The organism is Pseudomonas sp. Z3-8 (genome assembly GCF_051131975.1).
Taxonomy (GTDB): domain Bacteria; phylum Pseudomonadota; class Gammaproteobacteria; order Pseudomonadales; family Pseudomonadaceae; genus Aquipseudomonas.
Window position 1 is genome coordinate 2,429,687 of the sequence record NZ_CP071643.1, and the last position, 19,781, is coordinate 2,449,467.

Sequence of the window (19,781 nt, forward strand, 5' to 3'; positions counted from 1 at the left end):
TTCAGAGGCGCCTGATCAGTTGTCGTAGCCCAGGTTCGGCGCCAGCCAGCGCTCGGTCACGCTCAGGTCCTGGCCCTTGCGCGCGGTGTAGCTCTGGACCTGGTCCTTGTCGATCTTGCCCACGGCGAAATACTGCGCCTGGGGATGGGCGAAGTACCAGCCGCTGACCGCCGCCGCCGGGAACATCGCGTAGTGTTCGGTGAGGAACACGCCGCTGCGTCCGGCTTTCAGTTCGCTGGCCTCGGGGTCGAGCAGGCGGAACAGGGTGGCTTTCTCGGTGTGATCCGGGCAGGCCGGGTAACCGGGGGCAGGGCGGATGCCGGTGTATTGCTCCTTGATCAGCGCCTCGTTGTCCAGGCGCTCATCCTTGGCATAGCCCCAATACTCCTTGCGCACCTGCTGGTGCAGCCATTCGGCGCAAGCTTCGGCCAATCGGTCGGCCAGGGCCTTGACCATGATCGAGTTGTAGTCGTCGCCGGCGTTCTGGTAGGCCTTGGCGACTTCTTCGGCACCGATGCCGGCGGTGGTGATGAAGCCACCGACATAGTCGGTCACGCCGCTGTCCTTGGGTGCGACGAAGTCGGCCAGGGAGAAGTTCGGCTTGCCGTCGGTCTTGATGATCTGCTGGCGCAGGTGATGCAGGCGCGCCAGTGGCTTGCCGTCGTCGCCATAGACTTCCAGGTCGTCGTCATGCACTTGGTTGGCCGGCCAGAAGCCGAACACGGCACGGGCGCTGATGAGTTTCTCGTCGATCAGCTTGCGCAGCATCGCCCGGGCATCGGCGTACAGCGCGGTGGCCGCTTCGCCGACCACTGCGTCGGTGAGGATGCGCGGGTATTTGCCGGCCAGGTCCCAGGAAATGAAAAACGGCGTCCAGTCGATGTACTCGGCCAGGACGTTCAGGTCGATATCGTCCAGCACCCGTGCGCCGGTGAAAGTCGGCTTGACCGGCTGGTAGCTGCTCCAGTCGAACTGCGGCTTCTTCGCCACCGCCGCCGGGTAGCTCAGGCGCTCGGTGCGGGCGCTGCGGTTGGAGGTGCGCTCGCGCACGTCTATGTAGTCCAGGCGGGTCTTCTCGACAAACGCCGGCTTGAGCTCCTTGGACAGCAACTGCGTCGCCACGCCCACGGCGCGGGAGGCGTCGGTGACGTAAATCACTGCATCATTGCTGTACTTGGGTTCGATCTTCACGGCGGTATGGGCCTTGGAGGTCGTGGCGCCACCGATCATCAGCGGCAGGTGGAAGTCCTGGCGCTGCATCTCCCGCGCCACATGCACCATTTCATCCAGGGACGGTGTGATCAGGCCGGACAGGCCGATGATGTCGCACTTCTCATCTTTGGCCACCTGAAGGATTTTCTCCGCCGGCACCATCACGCCGAGGTCGACCACGTCGTAGCCGTTGCACCCCAGCACCACGCCGACGATGTTCTTGCCGATGTCGTGGACGTCGCCCTTGACCGTGGCCATCAGGATCTTGCCCTTGGCCTCTGGCTTGTCGCCTTTTTCCGCTTCGATGAACGGAATCAGGTGCGCCACGGCCTGCTTCATCACGCGGGCGGACTTGACCACCTGGGGCAGGAACATCTTGCCGGCGCCAAACAGGTCGCCGACGATGTTCATGCCGGCCATCAGCGGGCCTTCGATCACTTCGATCGGGCGGGCGAAGGACAGGCGCGATTCCTCGGTGTCCTCGACGATGTGGGTGGTGATGCCCTTGACCAGCGCGTGCTCCAGGCGCTTGTTCACTTCCCAGCCGCGCCATTCTTCGGTTTCCGCTTCCTTGACACTGCCGTCGCCCTTGTACTTGTCGGCGATCGCGAGGAGGGCGTCGGTGCCTTCGGGTGTACGGTTGAGGATCACGTCTTCCACCGCGTCGCGCAGTTCCACCGGGATCTGGTCGTAGATCTCCAGTTGGCCGGCGTTGACGATGCCCATGGTCAGGCCCGCGCGGATCGCATGCAGCAGGAACACCGAGTGGATCGCCTCGCGCACCGGGTTGTTGCCACGGAACGAGAACGACACGTTGGACACGCCACCGGAGGTCAGCGCGTAGGGCAGTTCGTCGCGGATGTAGGCGCAGGCGTTGATGAAATCCACGGCATAGTTGTTGTGCTCTTCGATACCGGTGGCGACGGCGAAGATGTTCGGGTCGAAGATGATGTCTTCCGGCGGGAAGCCAACCTCGTTGACCAGGATATCGTAGGAGCGCTTGCAGATTTCCTTCTTGCGCGCCTCGGTGTCGGCCTGGCCGGCTTCGTCGAAGGCCATCACCACCACGGCGGCGCCGTAGCGCTTGCACAGCTTGGCGTGATGGATGAACTGCTCGACGCCTTCCTTCATGCTGATGGAGTTGACGATGCCCTTGCCCTGGATGCACTTGAGGCCCGCTTCGATGACTTCCCACTTGGAAGAGTCGATCATGATCGGCACGCGGGAGATGTCCGGTTCGCCGGCGATCAGATTGAGGAAGGTCACCATGGCCTTCTTCGAATCGAGCATGCCCTCGTCCATATTGATATCGATCACCTGGGCGCCGGCCTCGACCTGTTGCAGCGCCACTTCCAGGGCTTCGGTGTAGTTGTCTTCGCGGATCAGCCGGGCGAACTTGGCGGAGCCGGTGATGTTGGTCCGCTCGCCGACGTTGACGAACAACGAGCTGCGATCGATGGTGAACGGTTCCAGGCCCGACAGGCGGCACGCCCGGGGAATCTCGGGAATCTGCCGTGGAGCATAGCCAGCGACGGCCTTGGCGATAGCTTCGATGTGCGCCGGGGTGGTGCCGCAGCAACCCCCGACGATATTGAGGAAGCCGCTCTGGGCGAATTCTTCAATGACCTTGGCGGTGTCCACCGGCAGCTCGTCGTATTCGCCGAATTCGTTGGGCAGGCCGGCGTTGGGGTGCGCCGACACATGGGTGCTGGCCTTGTTCGACAGTTCTTCCAGGTACGGGCGCAGTTCGCTGGCACCGAGGGCGCAGTTCAGGCCGACGGAGATCGGCTTGGCGTGGGCCACCGAGTTCCAGAAGGCTTCGGTGGTCTGGCCGGAGAGGGTGCGGCCGGAGGCGTCGGTGATGGTGCCAGAAATCATGATCGGCAACTCGATGCCCAGCTCTTCATAGACGCCTTGCACGGCGAAGATCGCGGCCTTGGCATTGAGCGTGTCGAAAATGGTCTCGATCAGGATCAGGTCTGCGCCGCCTTCGATCAGGCCCTTGGTGGCTTCGGTGTAGTTCTCCACCAACTCGTCGAAGGTCACGTTGCGGTAGCCGGGGTTGTTCACATCCGGCGACAGCGAGCAGGTGCGGCTGGTCGGGCCGAGCACGCCGGCGACGAAGCGCGGCTTGTCCGGGGTTTCGAGGGTCTTGGCGTCGGCCACCTTGCGGGCCAGGCGCGCGCCTTCCAGGTTCAGCTCGTAGGCCAGCCCCTGCATGCCGTAGTCGGCCTGGGACACTTGGGTGGCGTTGAAGGTGTTGGTTTCGAGGATGTCGGCGCCGGCATCCAGGTAGGCCTTTTCGATAGCGCCAATCACGTCGGGGCGGGTCAGCACGAGCAAGTCGTTGTTGCCCTTGACGTCGCTCGGCCAGTCGGCGAAGCGTTTGCCACGGTAGTCCTGCTCTTCCAGCTTGTAGCTCTGGATCATCGTGCCCATGCCGCCGTCGAGGATCAGGATGCGTTCCTTGAGGGCTTGCTGGAGAAGATAAAGGCGAGCGCTGCGATCAGACATAGGACTACCTGGAAAAAAGACCATTACGAAGGCCGGAATGATAGCAAACCTGTGCGGGATTTGATCATGCAGGGCTTTTGCATGAATATCGCTCATGTTTGCAAGGCCATGCTGGCCCGGTAGAATCGCCGGATAATTTTCCAGGAACCCGAGACATGCCGTACCGCGTCTTGTTCGGCAGTCTGTTGCTGCTGTTGTCTTCTAGCGCAGCCGCCGAGAATCCCGCTCCCGCGATCTCCTACACTCGTGACATCCAGCCGATCTTCACGGAAAAGTGCGTGGCCTGCCATGCCTGCTACGACTCCGCCTGCCAGTTGAACCTGGGCAGCGGCGAAGGTGCGCTGCGGGGGGCGAGCAAGCTGCCGGTGTACGACGGCGAGCGCCGCCAGGCCGCCGACCCGACCCGCCTGTTCTATGATGCCTCCGGCCAACGGGCCTGGCAGCGCAAGGGCTTTTACTCGGTCATCGATGCCCAGGGCAGCCAGGCGGCACTGATGGCGCAAATGCTCGAACTGGGACACAACACGCCCTTGCAGCCCAACGCCAAGCTGCCGGAAGCCATCCTCCTCGGGCTCAACCGCAACAACAGCTGCCCGATGCCAGGCCAGTTCGCGGAATATGCCGGCGCGCACCCCAGGGAAGGCATGCCGCTGGCCGTTACCGGCCTGACCGACCAGCAATACCAGACGCTACAGCGCTGGCTGGCCGCCGGCGCGCCCATCGACCAGCAGGCCCTGGCGCCAAGCGCCGCCGAAGCCTTGCAGGTGGTGCAGTGGGAAAACCTGCTCAATGCCCCCGGCGCCCGGGAAAGCCTGGTCGGTCGCTGGCTGTTCGAGCACCTCTTCTTGGCCCACATCTATTTCAAGGGCGGCGAGCCGGGGCATTTCTTCCAGTGGGTGCGCTCGCGCACGCCGACCGGCCAGCCGATCGACCTGATCAACACTCGCCGTCCGAATGACGACCCCGGCACCCGCATCTATTACCGGCTCTGGCCGGTGCAGGGGGTGATCGTCCACAAGACCCACATCACTTACGGCTTGAGCGCGGCGAAGATGGCGCGGATCAAGAGTCTGTTTTACAGCGGTAACTGGCAGGTCAGCTCATTGCCGGGCTACGGGCCGGAGCGTCGGGCCAATCCGTTTTCCACCTTCGAGGCGATTCCGGCCCAGGCCCGCTATCAGTTCATGCTCAATAACGCCGAGTATTTCGTGCGCACGTTCATCCGTGGCCCGGTGTGCCGGGGCCAGATCGCCACGGACGTCATTCGCGATAACTTCTGGGCGTTGTTCCAGGCACCCGAGCACGACTTGTACATCACCGACCCCAACTATCGCGGCCGGGCGACGCCGTTGCTGGCGATGCCGGGCCAGAACGATGACGTCGGCAGCGTCGTCAGCCTGTGGCTCGATTACCGTGACAAGCGCAACGCGTACGAAGCCCTGCGCCGCGACAGCTACGCCGAGCTCCCGGCTCCGGGCTGGTCGACGCTGTGGGCGGGAAATGACAATGCGCTGCTGAGCATCTTCCGGCATTTCGACAGCGCCGCGGTCACCAAGGGCCTGATTGGCGAGGTGCCGCAGACGCTGTGGCTGTTCGATTTCCCGCTGCTGGAGCGCACCTATTATCAACTGGCGGTGAATTTCGACGTGTTCGGCAATGTCTCCCACCAGGCCCAGACCCGGCTGTATTTCGACCTGATCCGCAACGGCGCGGAACAGAATTTCCTGCGCCTGATGCCGGCCGATTCCCGCGAAGGTTACCTCGACGACTGGTACCAGGCCGGTGGGAAATTCAAGATGTGGCTGGATTACGAGGCCATCGACGACGACAAGCCGACTGCGCTCAAGCTCGACGAAGCAGACCCCAAGCGCGACTTCGCCCGGCAGTTGCTGCTTCGCTATGGCGAGCTGAACGCGCGCCCCGACCCGATCAACCGTTGTGCGGGAGCGTATTGCTCGCGCCCCAACATCGACCCGGCGCTGCAGGATGCCGAGCAGGCTTTGAGTCGCCTGGTGTCGCGTCCGGCGGCGGGTCTCAGGGTCATCGACCAACTGCCGGAAGCGACGATGCTACGCGTCGAAACCCTGGACGGTCGGCGCGAGGTCTACAGCCTGCTGCGCAACCGCGCCCACAGCAACGTGGCGTTCCTGCTGGGTGAAGCGCTGCGCTACCAGCCAGGGCTGGACACCCTGACCGTTTATCCGGGTGTGCTCAGCAGCTATCCGAATTTCATTTTCGATATCCCGGCGGGGCAAGTGCCGGCGTTTGTCGATGCCATGGAGAACGCGCCGGATGCGGCGGCTTTCGAGCGAATCGTCGAGCGCTGGGGGATTCGCCGCAGTCATCCGCAGTTCTGGCGGTATTTCCACGATCTGAGCCGCTACATCGAGCAAACCGACCCCATGGAAGCGGGCGTGCTGGACATGAATCGTTATCAGAACCTCTGAGCAAAGTAGCCGACGGAGCGCCCTTGCGCGGTCGGCTGCTTTCCTGACAAAAATACTGGGACTTTGTCCGGCGCGATGATTGGCGTAAACTGCCGGCAAGCCTGCGAGGAGTTTCCATGACCGCCATTACCATTACCGATGCCGCCCACGATTACCTGGCCGACCTGCTGTCCAAGCAGAACACCCCGGGTATCGGGATCCGCATCTTCATCACCCAGCCCGGCACCCAGTACGCAGAGACGTGCATTGCCTACTGCAAGCCGGGAGAAGAAAAACCCGAAGATACCGCGCTGGGGCTCAAGAGCTTCACCGCGTACATCGACTCGTTCAGCGAAGCTTTCCTGGACGATGCGGTGGTCGACTACGCCACCGACCGCATGGGCGGCCAGCTGACCATCAAGGCGCCAAACGCCAAGGTACCGATGGTCAACGCCGACAGTCCGGTCAACGAGCGCATCAACTATTACCTGCAAACCGAGATCAACCCGGGGCTGGCCAGCCACGGCGGCCAGGTGTCGCTGATCGACGTGGTGGAAGACGGCATCGCCGTGCTCCAGTTCGGCGGCGGTTGCCAGGGCTGCGGCCAGGCTGACGTGACCTTGAAGGAAGGCATCGAGCGCACCTTGCTCGAGCGCATCCCGGAACTCAAGGGCGTACGCGACGTGACCGACCACACGCAGAAAGAAAACGCCTACTACTGATAGGTGCCAGTTGCGCGCAGAACACTGTGGCGAGGGAGCTTGCTTCCGCTCGATTGCGTAGCAATCGCAAGGCAACCCGCGCGTCTTCCGTGATTGACGCGTGAGTCGCCAAGGGACCGCTTCGCGGTCCAGCGGGAGCAAGCTCCCTCGCCACAAAAGCTTCTAAGGTCAGCATGCCATCTTGGAGCGCCGCCGATCCCTGTGGGAGCGAGCCTGCTCGCGAAGAGGCCTGCACATTCAACATCGTTGCCAACTGACCCACCGCTTTCGCGAGCAAGCTCGCTCCCACAGGATCCGGGTCAGGGTCACGATTCCGGCGCGCATCGTGTGGGAGCGAGTCTGCTCGCGAAGGGGCCGGCACATTCGACATCGTTGCCGGCTGATCCACCGCTTTCGCGAGCAGGCTCGCTCCCACAAGGGATTCCGATTGAGCCATATCGACGAGTCAGGGCCTGTACAGATGCGCATGCCCGGCGCGATACAGCGATGATTCGCTGAACACATCATTGCCCAACACACGCCCCACCAGTATCAGCGCCGTACGTCGAAAGCCCTTGGCTTGGACCTTCCCGGCGATATCCTCCAGCGTACCCACCACCCAATCCTGATCCGGCCACGTGGCCCGGTGAATCACCGCGATCGGACAATCCGCGCCGTAGTGGGGCAGCAGTTCCGCGACTATTTTTTCCAGGTGATTGACGCCCAGGTGAATTGCCATGGTTGCGCCATGCTGCGCCAGGCTGGCGAGTTCTTCCCCGGCGGGCATCGCGGTCTTGTCCGCGTAGCGGGTCAGGATCACGCTCTGGGACACGTCCGGTAGCGTCAGCTCGGCGCCGAGCAGGGCCCGCGCAGGCTGAGGTGGCGGTGACGCCCGGAACGATTTCGAAAGGGATGTCCAGTTCCCGCAGGCAGCGTATCTGCTCGCCGATCGCGCCATACAGACTTGGATCGCCGGAGTGCACCCGGGCCACGTCCTGGCCGTTCAGATGCGCGATCCTGATCAGTTCGACGATCTGCTCCAGGTGCAGCTCTGCGCTGTTGACCACCTGTTCGGCGCTGTGGCCTTCGAGCACGGCCTCCGGCACCAGGGAGCCGGCGTAGATGATCACCGGGCAACGGTGGATCAGGCGCTGGCCTTTCACGGTGATCAGTTCCGGGTCGCCGGGGCCGGCACCGATGAAGTAAACGGTCATGACCGGTTCCTGTAGAAAAGGGCCTTGCATGAGCAGCGCTCATGATTCCGGCGGCGATTATCGAGGGTTACGAAGCTGCCGCCAATGCCAGAGTGGCTTGCGCACTTTTCTGGCGGGTAATCAGCAGTCTCGCGGGCGAATCGCCCAGTTGATCGGCCAGGGCAAGGGCGGCGCTTTCGGCGACGCCGTGGCAGCCCGTACGCTCGAAGGCGACCCGGGAACGCTGGCTGAGCTGGGTTTGATAACCCGCCAACTGCTCGGCAGTGAAGCAGGTCAGTGGCAGCGCCAATTGCTCGGCCAGCTCCAGCAGGCCCGGTTCGTCGTGCTTGAGATCGATACTGGCCAAGGCCTGTACATTATCGAGCGCAATGCCATGGGCCAGCAGCGTCTGCTCAAGCAATGCCCGCAATGCACTGGCCGGGCAACCGCGTTGGCAGCCCAGGCCGACCACCAGGATCGGCCCGCTATTCATGCGTCGTGGCGAGCCTGGGCGCCACGGCGAAACAGCCAGGCGCTGATCAGGCCCAGGGCGAGCCAGAACGCGACATTGGTCAGTTGCGCGGCGATCTTGAACTGGCTTTCCAGCGCCTCGGGGGCCAGCATCGAATGGACTTCAGGCTGCGGCGCGCCGATGACGTGAGGCACCAGCAACGTCGCAACACCCAGAAGCTTCAGCAGCCACTGCCGGCCGAAGGCAATCAGGGCTATGCCTACCGCCGTGGACGCCGCCGTGCCGATCCACCACATCTGCCGCTGGGCCAGCTCAGCCGCCGCCGTGCCAGGCAGTTCCGGTGGCAGGCCAAGCGTTGGCGCGAGGACGAAGGTGGCGTAACCGGCCAGGCCCCAAAGCAAGCCCTGGGACGTACGCGTCGGCTCGCGCAAGGTGTACAGGCCCGCCAGCATCAGGGCGAAACCCACCGCGACCACCAGGTTGCCGCCGGTGGTGGCGAGCAGGCGTTGCCAGCCGTCTTGCGGTTCCCAGGCTTCGGCGTCGTGGCTGTGGGCAGCGCCCGAAGCATGCTCATGGACTTCGCTGGCCGGGGCCTTTTCGTAGGTTTCGGCTTGCTGAATCAGCGGCGAGACCCACAGGCTTTGTATAAGAGTCAACAGCAGGGCGGCCAGCAGCCCGCTGAAACCGGCAGTCCGAGCGATACGCTTGATCATGTCGTCAGGTCTCAGTGGCACGGGAACGCGGCGCTGTGCCGGGTGTCGTGGGCCGCGTTGTGCACCGCTTCGATGTGGGAGAAACCGGCGAAGTAGACCAGGCCCGCACCGAGGATCGAGGCGAGGACCGCCGCGCTCAGGCGCTGGCTCAGGGTGACAGTGCTGCTGGTGGTGCGGGCGGTGCTGCTGATGGTCGACATGGCGCTTCCCTCGGGTTTGTCGGCGGGGAAGCGAGCGCAATGAAAACCCGGGCGAGGGCTCGCCAGAATTCGAACAGCGCCCGCCCACCGCGGGTTTGTTGAGCTTGAGTCATGGGCCGGTCTCCGGGCTCGCGAGGGGCCGGGCCAAAGCCTTGCCTGCAAGCGTCACCTTCCCATGCCAAGGCACAGTGGATTCGACGCTTCGCTCGCTTACCGTTGCGGGGGCAGCACCGGACTGACGTGGCCTTGGAGTAAAGCACACGATTCACCGGTTTCCCGTTTCACCCTGTGAAGGGCACCCGTAACTAGGCCGACAGGAGACCATGGGCGAGGCCGGGGCGTCAATCGCGGCTTCGCGCCACCGATGCGGCGGATTTTTCATCTCGCCCTGCAAAAGCCGCAGGCCGGGCCGATAACGAGGCAGGCGTACCCACAATTATCCCAAACGATACGCCGGCGGCATGGACGCTCGACCACCATCCGAGGTCTTCCCATGTCCCTACGCAGCTTGAATACAGCTATGCGGCGCTGCCGGCCACCCCGCAAGAGGCCGAGCTGTACAAGACTTACAGGCCCAAGTCTCCCGCGAAGTGGACCGCAACCTGATGAACATTCGTGATCTGGCGACCCAATCGGCCAGCGGCGCGCAACAGACCAGCGACGCCACTCACGAACTGTCGCGCCTGGCGGTGGGTTTGAATGCGACGGTGGCGCGCTTCGTTATTTGAGATAGGGTTGAAGCTGGATACCGCGCGAACAGGAGCAATGCATGCGCTTTTCAGCCTTGACTCAACGCATCACCGGCGACGGCGCCGCCGCCTGGCAGATCCATGACCGGGCGCTGGCCATGCGCGAACAGGGCAGGGAGGTGCTGTTGCTGTCGGTGGGCGATCCGGATTTCGACACGCCTCCGGCCATTGTCGAGGCCGCCGTCGCGAGCCTGCGGGCGGGGGACACGCATTACTCGGATACCCGTGGACTGCATGCGTTGCGCGCCAGCATCGCCCGGCGCCACCAGCAACGTTGCGGCCAGCCGGTGGGCGCCGGGCACGTTACGGTGCTGCCCGGCGCCCAGTGTGCGGTCTTCGCGGTCGCGCAATGCCTGCTCGACCCCGGCGACGAGGTGATCGTCGCCGAACCGATGTACGTCACCTACGAAGCGGTCTTTGGCGCCTGCGGGGCGAAAGTGGTCCCGGTGACGGTGCGTCCGGAAAACGCTTTTCGGGTAGAGCCGGCCGACGTGGCCCAGCTGATCACGCCGCGTACCCGCGTGATGCTGCTCAACAGCCCCAACAATCCCTCCGGCGCCAGCCTGCCGCTGGCCACCTGGCAAGCGTTGGCGCAACTGTGCATCGAGCATGACCTGTGGCTTATCAGCGATGAGGTCTACAGCGACTTGCTCTACGACGGCGAACATATCAGCCCGGCCAGCCTGCCGGGCATGGCCGAGCGCACCGCCACCCTCAACAGCCTGTCCAAATCCCACGCCATGACAGGCTGGCGCATCGGCTGGGCCATCGGCCCCGAGTCCCTTGCCGGGCATCTGGCGAACCTGTCGCTGTGCATGCTGTTCGGCCTGCCGGACTTCGTCCAGCGCGCCGCCCAGGTTGCCCTTGAGCGGGATCTGCCTGAAGTGGCGCGGATGCGCGAGGAATATCGCCAGCGCCGTGACCTGGTGTGCGCGGCGCTGGAGGGGCGTGCGGGCCTCAGGCCGGTACGGCCTGATGGCGGGATGTTCGTGATGGTCGACGTGCGCCAGACGGGTCTCGCCGCCCAGGCATTTGCCGAGCGCCTGCTCGACGGCTATGGCGTGTCGGTGCTGGCGGGCGAGGCGTTCGGGCCGAGCGCGGCAGGGCATATCCGGATCGGCCTGGTGGTCGACAAAGTGCAATTGGCGGATGCGTGCCTCCGGATCGTCGAGTGTGCGGCGGCCTTGCTGCAGGTCGATTGGTGAAGTTTTGTAGACGCTATGTGAAATTGTGTAAGGGTTTTGCTCGACCACGGGCGCCGGCGTATATCCTAGGTGGCTTGAGATTTCTTGCGCCTGTGGGACCGCCATCGCGAGCAAGCTCGCTCCCACACGGTTTTTGCTGCGTACCGAAACCCTTGTGGGAGCGAGCCTGCTCGCGATGAGTCTCGCCCAGGCGCCACCGTATTTTCTGGACCACCCATGCCCAACATCCTCCTCGTCGAAGACGACGCCGCCCTTTGCGAACTGATCTCCAGCTATCTGGAGCGCAACGGCTATCAGGTCAGCGTCCTCAACCGTGGCGATCACGTCCGTGAGCGGGCACGGGCCAATCCGCCGGACCTGGTGATCCTCGACCTGATGCTGCCGGGCCTGGATGGCTTGCAGGTCTGCCGTCTGCTGCGCGCCGATTCGGCGACCCTGCCGATCCTGATGCTCACCGCTCGGGATGACAGCCACGACCAGGTGCTGGGCCTGGAAATGGGCGCCGATGACTACGTCACCAAGCCCTGCGAGCCGCGGGTATTGCTGGCGCGGGTACGCACCCTGCTGCGGCGCAGCAGCCTCGCTGAACCGCAAACGGTCAACGACCGTATTGTCATGGGCAACCTGTGCATCGATCTGTCCGAGCGCACCGTCACCTGGCGCGGGCAGCCGGTGGAGCTGTCCAGCGGCGAGTACAACCTGCTGGTGGTGCTGGCCCGGCATTCCGGCGAGGTGCTCAGCCGCGACCAGATTTTGCAGCGCTTGCGCGGCATCGAATTCAACGGCACCGATCGCTCGGTGGACGTGGCCATTTCCAAATTGCGGCGCAAATTCGACGACAACGCCGGCGAGGCGCGCAAGATCAAGACCGTGTGGGGCAAGGGTTACCTGTTCAGCCGTTCCGAGTGGGAATGCTGATCGATGTGGAAACTGCTGATTCGCCTCTATCTTGTGACCATCGTCTCCTACAGCGCGGCGATCTACCTGATGCCGGAACTGGTGATCCGCCTGTTCCATGAGCGCTTCCAGACTTACAACCTCGACTATTCCCGTGGCCTGCAAACCTTGATGGCCAAGCAGTTTCGCGCCGTGCCCAGCGCGCAATGGCCGGCGCTGGCAGCGCAGATGGACAAGGAATTCGAGCCGCTGCACATCGAGCTCGCCGCCACCGATGATGCGGATTTCACCGCCGCCGAGCAGGCGCGTCTGCAGCGCGGTGAGAATGTGGTGCGCATCGGCGACTGGGGTTGGCGAACCCTGGCGGCCGCGCCGCTGGATGGGCGCACCGCGGTCAAGATGATCGTTCCCCCGGATCCGGCTGATGTCAGCTGGCTGTACTGGAGCATCAACGTGCTGATCGGCGCGACGATGCTCGGCTGCCTGCTGCTCTGGCTGCGGCCGCACTGGCGCGACCTGGAGCGGCTCAAGCGCACCGCCGAGCGTTTCGGCAAGGGCCACCTGGGTGAGCGCACGCATATCGCCCCGCGCTCCAACATCGGCAGCCTGGCCCATGTGTTCGACACCATGGCGGGCGATATCGAGAACCTGCTCAATCAGCAGCGCGACCTGCTCAATGCCGTATCCCATGAGCTGCGCACGCCTTTGACCCGGCTCGATTTCGGCCTGGCACTGGCCTTGTCCGAGGATTTGCCGGCGCCCAGCCGCGAGCGTCTGCAAGGGCTGGTGGCGCACATTCGTGAGTTGGATGAGTTGGTGCTGGAGCTGTTGTCCTATAGCCGCCTGCAGAACCCAGAGCGCCTGCCGGAGCGGGTCGAAGTGCCGCTGGACGAGTTCATCGACAGCATCCTCGGCAGCCTCGATGAGGACCTGGCGGCGCCGGAGGTGGTGATCGACGTTTTGCTGCACGGGGCGCTGGAGCGTTTCGAGCTCGACCCGCGCCTCACCGCCCGGGCCTTGCAGAACCTGCTGCGCAATGCGATGCGCTATTGCGAAAAACGCATCCAGGTGGGGGTGCTGGTCAGCGAGCAAGGCTGCGAAATCTGGGTCGACGATGACGGCATCGGCATTCCCGACAGCGAGCGTGAGCGGGTATTCGAGCCGTTCTACCGGCTGGACCGCAGCCGTGATCGCGCCACGGGCGGCTTCGGCCTCGGCCTGGCGATCAGCCGCCGCGCCCTGCAAGCCCAGGGCGGCACCCTGACGGTCGAAGCCTCGCCGCTGGGTGGGGCACGCTTCCGGCTCTGGCTACCTCCAACCTGCTGATCACCTCCTGTGGCGAGGGAGCTTGCTCCCGCTGGGCCACAAAGTGGCCCCCCTTCAGCCAAACAACCCCGCCGCAATATTGATCGAAAACCCCAGGATCGCGGTGTTGAACACAAACCCGATCAACGACTGCGCCAACACGATCTTGCGCAACTGCCGCGTCGCGACACCCACGTCCGAAGTCTGCACCGCCACGCCGATGGTGAAAGAGAAGTACAGAAAGTCCCAGTAGTTCGGCGTGGTCAGTCCCTCGGCAAAACGCAGGGCGGGCTCCTTGCCGGACCAGGTGTAATACAGGCGCGCGTAGTGCACGCTGAAAATCACCCCGATCAGTAGCCATGAACCGATCACGGTCAATGCAGTGAAACCGTAATGCAGCAGCTTGCCTGCGGTTTGCAGGTCGCGGCTGCCGGCCAGTTCGAAGGTGATGGTCGCCAGGCTCGCCAAGGCCGCGATGCAGACCATCAGCAGGACCAACCCGGCGTTCTCGTCTTCGGTTTCGGCGATGCGCTTGACGTCAGGTGCCTTGGCTCGCACCGTCAGCCAGAACATCAGCGCCAGGTAGGTCCAGACCCCGACGTTCCAGCCGATCAGGACCTTGCCGATGATCGAATCCGCAGGGATCAGCAGGCCCGCCGCCAGGCCGATGACCGTGGCGCAGGAAAGACGCGGGTGAGTGCGGGTGAGGCGGGGCATGGGAGCTCACTGTGGCGGGGTAATGCCGGGGAGTATGAATCAGATCTTAGCCGAAGCAGTCAGGCTCGGGTTCTTCATTTGCGGCGGCTGCCGCCTTCGCGAGCAGGCTCGCTCCCACATGGATTTGTGTATGGACGAGCTTGATCGCGATGGCGAAGTGTCTTTCGTCGCAAATATCCCGCCGATGATGGCTTTTTGATGCTTGGTTCGTGCACCGCCGTACCAATTGTGTACAATCGCCGACTTTTCAACCAGGCATGGAAGCAGTTCGGCCTTTTGGCCACGAGAAAAATCCATGCTCATCGGCAGCTATTCCCCCGCCCTTGTTTCGATTTCCCTGTTTGTCGCGATCCTGGCGTCCTATACCGCGCTGGACCTGACCGGACGCATTGCCACTGCCCAGGGTCGGGCCGTGCATTTCTGGATGGCGGGCGGTGCCTTGGCGATGGGGGTGGGCATCTGGTCCATGCATTTCATCGGCATGCTCGCGTTCAGCTTGCCGGTGGAGCTTGGCTACGATGTGGCGATTACTGCGTTGTCGCTGCTGATCGCCATCCTTTCCAGCGGCTTTGCCCTGTGGCTGGTCAGCCAGCCACAACTGCGGGCCTGGCAGCTGGTGTTCGGCGCGCTGGTGATGGGCACTGGCATCAGCGCCATGCACTACACCGGTATGGCGGCCCTGCGGATGCAGCCGGGTATCGATTATGACCCGACGCTGTTCGGCGCCTCATTGGTAATAGCCGTGGTGGCGTGCGCGGCGGCGTTATGGATCGCCTTTCACCTGCGCCAGAACACCCCTCATGTACGTCTCGCTCGCGCCGGTGCCGCCGTGGTGATGGGCGCTGCCATCGTCGGCATGCATTACACCGGCATGGCCGCGGCGCAGTTCAGCGAAGGCAGTTTCTGCGGTTCCCTGGACGGTTTGAGCGGTAAGGGCCTGGATAACCTGGTGCTGATCACCACCTTGGCGGTGCTGGCGATTGCCTTGCTGACTTCGATCCTCGATGCACGCCTGGAAGCCCGTACCGCGGAACTGGCCAGGTCCTTGACCCAGGCCAATCGTGAACTGACCCAACTGGCCCTGCACGACCCCCTGACCGGCCTGCCCAACCGGGTCTTGCTGGCGGATCGCATCGGCCAGGCGATGCACCGGGTGCAAGAGCAGGGCGGTTGTTTCGCCCTGATGTTCATCGATCTGGACGGCTTCAAACCGGTCAACGATGCCTTTGGCCATCACATGGGTGACTTGTTGCTGCGGGACGTCGCGCTGCGCCTGCGTGAAGACCTGCGCAGCCAGGACACCCTGGCGCGGATCGGTGGTGACGAGTTTGTCCTGCTGGTGCAACTGGCCGAGCCGGACGACGCCTTGCGCCTGGCCGCGCGTCAGGTCGGGCTGATCGGTCGCACGTTCCGGGTCGCCGACCATGACCTGCAGATTTCCGCCAGCGTCGGCATCGCGCTGTACCCTGGTAATGGCCAGAGCGCCGATGAATTGCTGATGAATGCCGATGCGGCGATGTACCACGCCAAGGGTGCCGGCAAGAATGGCTACAGCTTTTTCGACGCCTCGATGAACAGCAACGCCCGCCGGCAGCTGCAACTGCTGCAGGATTTGCGCATCGCGGTCGAACAGCGCCAGTTCAGCCTCCATTACCAGCCAAAGTTCGACGCAGCGAACGGCCGCCCGGTGGGCGCCGAAGCACTGCTGCGCTGGAACCATCCGACCCAGGGCCTGCTGATGCCCGACACTTTCATCGACCTGGCGGAAAAGACCGGGCTGATCATCCCGATCGGCGAATGGGTGCTGAACGAAGCCTGCCGGCAGATGCGCGAATGGTACGTGTTGGGCTACACCGATTGGCGTATCGCGGTGAACCTGTCAGCGTTGCAGTTCTGCCATACGGGCCTGGTGCAGAGCGTGGCCAAGGCATTGGAGACGCACCATCTGCCGGCCAACAGCCTGACCCTGGAAATCACCGAGACCACTGCCATGAGCGACGCGGACGCGAGCATGACGGTGCTGCAACAGCTGTCGGACATGGGTGTGGACCTGTCCATCGACGACTTCGGCACCGGTTATTCGAGCCTGATGTACCTCAAGCGCCTGCCGGCCAACGAGCTGAAGATCGACCGCGGTTTCGTGCGAGATCTTGAGCACGACAGTGACGACGCGGCTATCGTCTCGGCCATCGTCGCCCTCGGCCAGGCCTTGGGCTTGCGGATCGTTGCCGAAGGCGTGGAGACCGATGTGCAACAGGACTTCCTCACCCAGTTGGGCTGCGATTCGCTGCAGGGGTATCTGCTGGGGCATCCGCAGCCGGCCGAACACTTCCTGAAGGACATTCGTCAGGCCCGACGCGTCGAGATGGCCTGAGGCGATCGTTCAGGGAGCGATCTCGAACGCGGTACTGCCCAGCCGTTCGCCATTGATCAGCAGATGGACCGCATGCCGGCCCGCGTAGTGCCGGCGGGTGGTCAGCTCGCGAATCTGCTGGGAACGGCTGAGGCTGGCAGAAGCCAGGGCGGGCAGGTCGAAGGTCTTGAGCTTGAACACTTTGGCTGACGTGCCGCCGGATGCTTTCACATAGTCGATCGCGTAATCGATCACCAGGCGCTGGCTTTGTCCGGCCGTGGACTGCACCTTGAACGACAAGGTGATGGGCTCGCCCAGGCGAATCACCGCTGGCGTCACTTGCAGCTCGGAAACTTCCACCTGCGCCCTGGCGCCCGCGCCGATAACCGCCAGCGCCCGCGGATTGCCTTGCTTGATCAGGCTGCGCAGCGCGTGTCGGGCAATCCATGCGCTATGGCGCTCGTGTAATGGCCAGCCTTCGATCCGCTCCAGGACCCAATCGGGATGCTGCTTGGTCACGTCGTTCAGGTGATTGGCGACGGATTTGCGCACGTACAGGCTGTCGTCGGCCTTGAGCGCATCAAGGATTCCGGCGGCGAGTTCCGGGTTGGCCTGGATCGGCTCCAGGTGAAACGACCAAGGCAAGCGCGGCCGGCTGCCTTCGCTGGCAAGGCGGCGGACGTGCTCGTTGGCGTCCAGCGCCCAGTCATGCATGACCCCGAGGGTGCGCGTCAGGTCGTCGCGCAGGAAATGCCGCACGGCAAACTCAGCGGAGCCAAACCGGGTGAAATACTTGAGCGCGTCCATCGACAGCTCGAAGGTTTGCCGACCGTAGGAGGCGACATAGTGCGGCAGGAACATGCTGACGAACATGCTGTTCACACGCGGGGCCACGGCCCGCAGCACCTCCAGCGAGGCTTCGTAACTCAGCGGCAGGACCTCATGCAGGCACTCGCTGACCCGCGCCATGCGCTGCATGACCGACAATTCGGCCAATCCGTCGTTTGCCAGGTCCAAGAACGCCTTGGCATCGAAGGCCGGGTACACCGCGCGCATTTCGCTGGCGATGTGTTCAAGGCGCGCGGCGTTGAAGATTTCCTTGAGGGCGGGGGCTGAAGAGGTCATGGCGAGGTCCGTGGTCCAAGGGTTCGCCACTATGCCATGGCGGACCCGTGGCGAGGGAGCTTGCTCCCGCTCGGCTGCGCAGCAGTCGTAAGCGCGGTAAATGCAATGTCATTGAACGACCGCGCCGTCTGGATTGGGGCTGCTACGCAACCCAGCGGGAGCAAGCTCCCTCGCCACGGAGATGCGGTTCATGGAAAAGGAATGATTCGCCGCCAGTGCAGTCCCAGATTCAGTACCTTGAATAACTGGAGTTTTTTATGCGTAAACCAACCTTGATCGCCAGTCTGGTCCTGATCGCCGGCCTCGGAGCCTTTGGGCCCGTTGCGCAAGCGGTCGAGAAAACCGGCGACGCCCTTGAGCATTCGCCGAGCAATGGCCGCCGGCTGGTGGAAAATGACCGGGTACCGGCAGACTATCAGCGCGCGGACAGGGCCATGAAGGACTGGAAACAGAAGAAACTTGAGCAGCCGACCGACGAGCAGCAATGGGTGCAGATCGACGACAAGTATCTGCTGATCGAAACCGTGTCCGGCGCCATCGTCAAGATCGTTCCCGCTACACGCTAGACCCTCAAAGCACTTCGCCCTTGTCCCACAAGTGGACAAGCTCGCCAGGTGCCCGGTCCTCGGGCACCTGAAGCACCATCTCGTCATCCTGATCGTTCGCCCGATAACGTACCTCGATCTGGAAATACCTTTGGTCGCCCCGACCCGGCGTGGAGGACGTGAGCGGCAGGCAGCCCTCCAGCACCGAGCAGATGCGCGAGCGCTGGTTGATATCGCACTGGGCGAATTCGATTTCCCGGGGGCGGGTCAGGGCATGGATGGCCGCCACGCCACCTTGGCGTGACAGCTTGACCACGGCTTTATCGTCAAGGTCTGGAAGGGTTTTCATCCGTTCTCCTCGTTCAGGTCGACGCCCACCTGTGCCCAGCCATCCTGCACCGCTTGCACTTCCCGCTCACCGAAACGCTGGCGGGCATGCTCGACGGTCAGGCGGGCGAACGCACTGAAGGAGGCGTCGTTGGCCAGTTGTCTGTCGCACAAAGTGTCATACCAGATTCGCCCGGCCTTTTCCCAGGCAAATCCGCCCAGGGTTGTTGCCACCAGATAAAAGGCCCGGTTGGGAATGCCGGAATTGATGTGCACGCCGCCGTTGTCTTCACGGGTGATGACGAATTCGCGCATATGCCCCGGTTGCGGGTCCTTGCCCAGCAGCGGGTCATCGTAGGCGGTGCCAGGGTTGGACATGCTGCGCAGGCCGTCACCGTTGATCCTGTCGGTGAGCAGGTCGGCGCCGATCAGCCAGTCGGCCTGGTCGGCGGTCTGGCCCAATACGAATTGCTTGACCAACACGCCGAACACGTCGGAGATCGACTCGTTCAACGCCCCGGACTGGTTGGCATAGATCAGGCCGGCTTCGCTTTCGGTGACGCCATGGGCCAGTTCATGAGCCACCACGTCCAGGGAGCGGGTGAAACGCTGGAAAATCTCGCCATCACCGTCACCGAACACCATCTGCGCGCCGTTCCAGAAGGCATTCTCATAACCTTGGCCGTAATGCACGCTGCCGACCAGGGCGAAGCCTTTGTTATCGATGGAATCGCGCCCGAGCACTTTCCAGAAAAACTCATAGGTGGCGCCGAGGGCGTCATACGCTTCGTCCACCGCCGGGTCGCCGCTGGCCGCCTGGCCTTCCAGGCGTACCGGCTGGCCGGGCAACTCCATGGTGTTCTGCGCGTCGTGCACGCTGCGCTGTGGATGACCGGCCTTGCCGGGTCTGGGCAGTTTCGCCGTGGCGGGTGGGTTGCTCGGCGGGCCAGGGTTGTGGCGCAGATTCTTGACGTGGGTCAAGGTGCCCAGGGCGCTGGAACGTTGCTGTTCGGAGCCATGGGCAATGATGCGATTGAGGATATAAGGCGGAATGAAACCGTGGAGCGGACGAGAGTCGATCATCAGAAGGTCCTTATCTGAAAATGCAGGGTCGATACCCATGTGAA

16 protein-coding genes, 2 pseudogenes and 1 riboswitch are annotated in these 19,781 nt (G+C 63.4%); of the genes and pseudogenes, 9 read left to right on the forward strand and 9 right to left on the reverse strand.

Features of this window, described 5'->3' with window-relative positions; translation table 11 throughout:
* Positions 1-15: 15 nt before the first annotated feature.
* The gene (gene metH / locus J3P94_RS11345) at positions 16-3,726 is read right to left on the reverse strand and encodes a methionine synthase (RefSeq protein ID WP_434573406.1); all 3,711 of its coding nucleotides are present in this window, start codon (positions 3,724-3,726) and stop codon (positions 16-18) included.
* Positions 3,727-3,881: 155 nt separating this feature from the next.
* Here metH and J3P94_RS11350 point away from each other — a divergent pair, with 155 nt between their 5' ends.
* Both J3P94_RS11350 and nfuA read left to right on the forward strand, forming a co-directional pair.
* Positions 3,882-6,173 (forward strand): fatty acid cis/trans isomerase, encoded by a 2,292-nt coding sequence (locus tag J3P94_RS11350; RefSeq protein ID WP_434573408.1) that lies wholly within the window; start codon positions 3,882-3,884, stop codon positions 6,171-6,173.
* Between the two features lie 116 nt (positions 6,174-6,289).
* On the forward strand, positions 6,290-6,874 hold the full coding sequence (gene nfuA / locus J3P94_RS11355) for a Fe-S biogenesis protein NfuA (RefSeq protein WP_003182850.1): 585 nt from the start codon (positions 6,290-6,292) through the stop codon (positions 6,872-6,874).
* Positions 6,875-7,319: 445 nt separating this feature from the next.
* Here nfuA and cobM read toward each other — a convergent pair.
* The 4 genes and pseudogenes from cobM to J3P94_RS11375 all read right to left on the reverse strand — a co-directional run bounded on the left by cobM (position 7,320) and on the right by J3P94_RS11375 (position 9,431).
* A pseudogene (gene cobM / locus J3P94_RS11360) lies at positions 7,320-8,067 on the reverse strand (precorrin-4 C(11)-methyltransferase).
* Between the two features lie 67 nt (positions 8,068-8,134).
* A complete protein-coding gene (locus J3P94_RS11365) occupies positions 8,135-8,539 on the reverse strand; it encodes a cobalamin biosynthesis protein (RefSeq protein ID WP_434573410.1) in 405 nt (134 codons plus the stop codon).
* A complete protein-coding gene (locus tag J3P94_RS11370) occupies positions 8,536-9,231 on the reverse strand; it encodes a CbtA family protein (protein ID WP_434573412.1) in 696 nt (231 codons plus the stop codon). The genes J3P94_RS11365 and J3P94_RS11370 overlap by 4 nt, the downstream gene beginning before the upstream one ends.
* Before the next feature lie 11 nt (positions 9,232-9,242).
* Complete coding sequence (locus J3P94_RS11375) at positions 9,243-9,431, reverse strand: CbtB domain-containing protein (RefSeq protein WP_420764493.1); 189 nt, start codon at positions 9,429-9,431, stop codon at positions 9,243-9,245.
* Between the two features lie 97 nt (positions 9,432-9,528).
* A riboswitch (cobalamin riboswitch) is annotated at positions 9,529-9,749 on the reverse strand.
* A gap of 251 nt (positions 9,750-10,000) precedes the next feature.
* Between J3P94_RS11375 and J3P94_RS11380 the strand changes: the two are divergent.
* The 4 genes and pseudogenes from J3P94_RS11380 to J3P94_RS11395 all read left to right on the forward strand — a co-directional run.
* Positions 10,001-10,159: pseudogene (locus J3P94_RS11380) on the forward strand (methyl-accepting chemotaxis protein); the annotation flags it as partial.
* Positions 10,160-10,200: 41 nt separating this feature from the next.
* Entirely contained in the window at positions 10,201-11,385 is a 1,185-nt protein-coding gene (locus J3P94_RS11385) for a pyridoxal phosphate-dependent aminotransferase (RefSeq protein WP_434573415.1), read from the forward strand.
* A 216-nt stretch (positions 11,386-11,601) separates the two neighbouring features.
* Positions 11,602-12,303 carry a response regulator gene (locus J3P94_RS11390; RefSeq protein ID WP_434573417.1) on the forward strand — a complete coding sequence of 234 codons (702 nt, stop codon included), beginning with the start codon at positions 11,602-11,604 and terminating at the stop codon, positions 12,301-12,303.
* A 3-nt stretch (positions 12,304-12,306) separates the two neighbouring features.
* Positions 12,307-13,608: an ATP-binding protein gene (locus J3P94_RS11395; RefSeq protein ID WP_434573419.1), complete on the forward strand. Its 1,302-nt coding sequence runs from the start codon at positions 12,307-12,309 to the stop codon at positions 13,606-13,608.
* A gap of 54 nt (positions 13,609-13,662) precedes the next feature.
* Here the strand turns inward: J3P94_RS11395 and J3P94_RS11400 are convergent, their stop codons facing one another.
* Positions 13,663-14,304 (reverse strand): DUF1345 domain-containing protein, encoded by a 642-nt coding sequence (locus tag J3P94_RS11400; protein WP_434573421.1) that lies wholly within the window; start codon positions 14,302-14,304, stop codon positions 13,663-13,665.
* A 34-nt stretch (positions 14,305-14,338) separates the two neighbouring features.
* On the opposite strand from J3P94_RS11400, the gene J3P94_RS11405 reads away from it, so the two are divergent.
* Together J3P94_RS11405 and J3P94_RS11410 are read left to right on the forward strand one after the other, a co-directional pair.
* Positions 14,339-14,503, forward strand: a complete 165-nt coding sequence (locus tag J3P94_RS11405; RefSeq protein WP_434573422.1) for a hypothetical protein — start codon at positions 14,339-14,341, stop codon at positions 14,501-14,503.
* A 96-nt stretch (positions 14,504-14,599) separates the two neighbouring features.
* Positions 14,600-16,678: a putative bifunctional diguanylate cyclase/phosphodiesterase gene (locus tag J3P94_RS11410; RefSeq protein WP_434573424.1), complete on the forward strand. Its 2,079-nt coding sequence runs from the start codon at positions 14,600-14,602 to the stop codon at positions 16,676-16,678.
* 9 nt (positions 16,679-16,687) lie between these two features.
* On the opposite strand, the gene J3P94_RS11415 is transcribed toward J3P94_RS11410, so the two are convergent.
* On the reverse strand, positions 16,688-17,782 hold the full coding sequence (locus J3P94_RS11415; RefSeq protein WP_434573426.1) for a DNA alkylation repair protein: 1,095 nt from the start codon (positions 17,780-17,782) through the stop codon (positions 16,688-16,690).
* A gap of 257 nt (positions 17,783-18,039) precedes the next feature.
* On the opposite strand from J3P94_RS11415, the gene J3P94_RS11420 reads away from it, so the two are divergent.
* Positions 18,040-18,348 carry an RcnB family protein gene (locus J3P94_RS11420; RefSeq protein ID WP_434573428.1) on the forward strand — a complete coding sequence of 103 codons (309 nt, stop codon included), beginning with the start codon at positions 18,040-18,042 and terminating at the stop codon, positions 18,346-18,348.
* A gap of 4 nt (positions 18,349-18,352) precedes the next feature.
* Here J3P94_RS11420 and J3P94_RS11425 read toward each other — a convergent pair whose 3' ends face one another.
* Positions 18,353-18,676: a protealysin inhibitor emfourin gene (locus J3P94_RS11425; RefSeq protein ID WP_305500309.1), complete on the reverse strand. Its 324-nt coding sequence runs from the start codon at positions 18,674-18,676 to the stop codon at positions 18,353-18,355.
* Positions 18,673-19,737, reverse strand: a complete 1,065-nt coding sequence (locus J3P94_RS11430; protein WP_434573430.1) for a M4 family metallopeptidase — start codon at positions 19,735-19,737, stop codon at positions 18,673-18,675. Before J3P94_RS11430 ends, J3P94_RS11425 begins: the two co-directional genes overlap by 4 nt.
* Between the last annotated feature and the right edge of the window lie 44 nt (positions 19,738-19,781).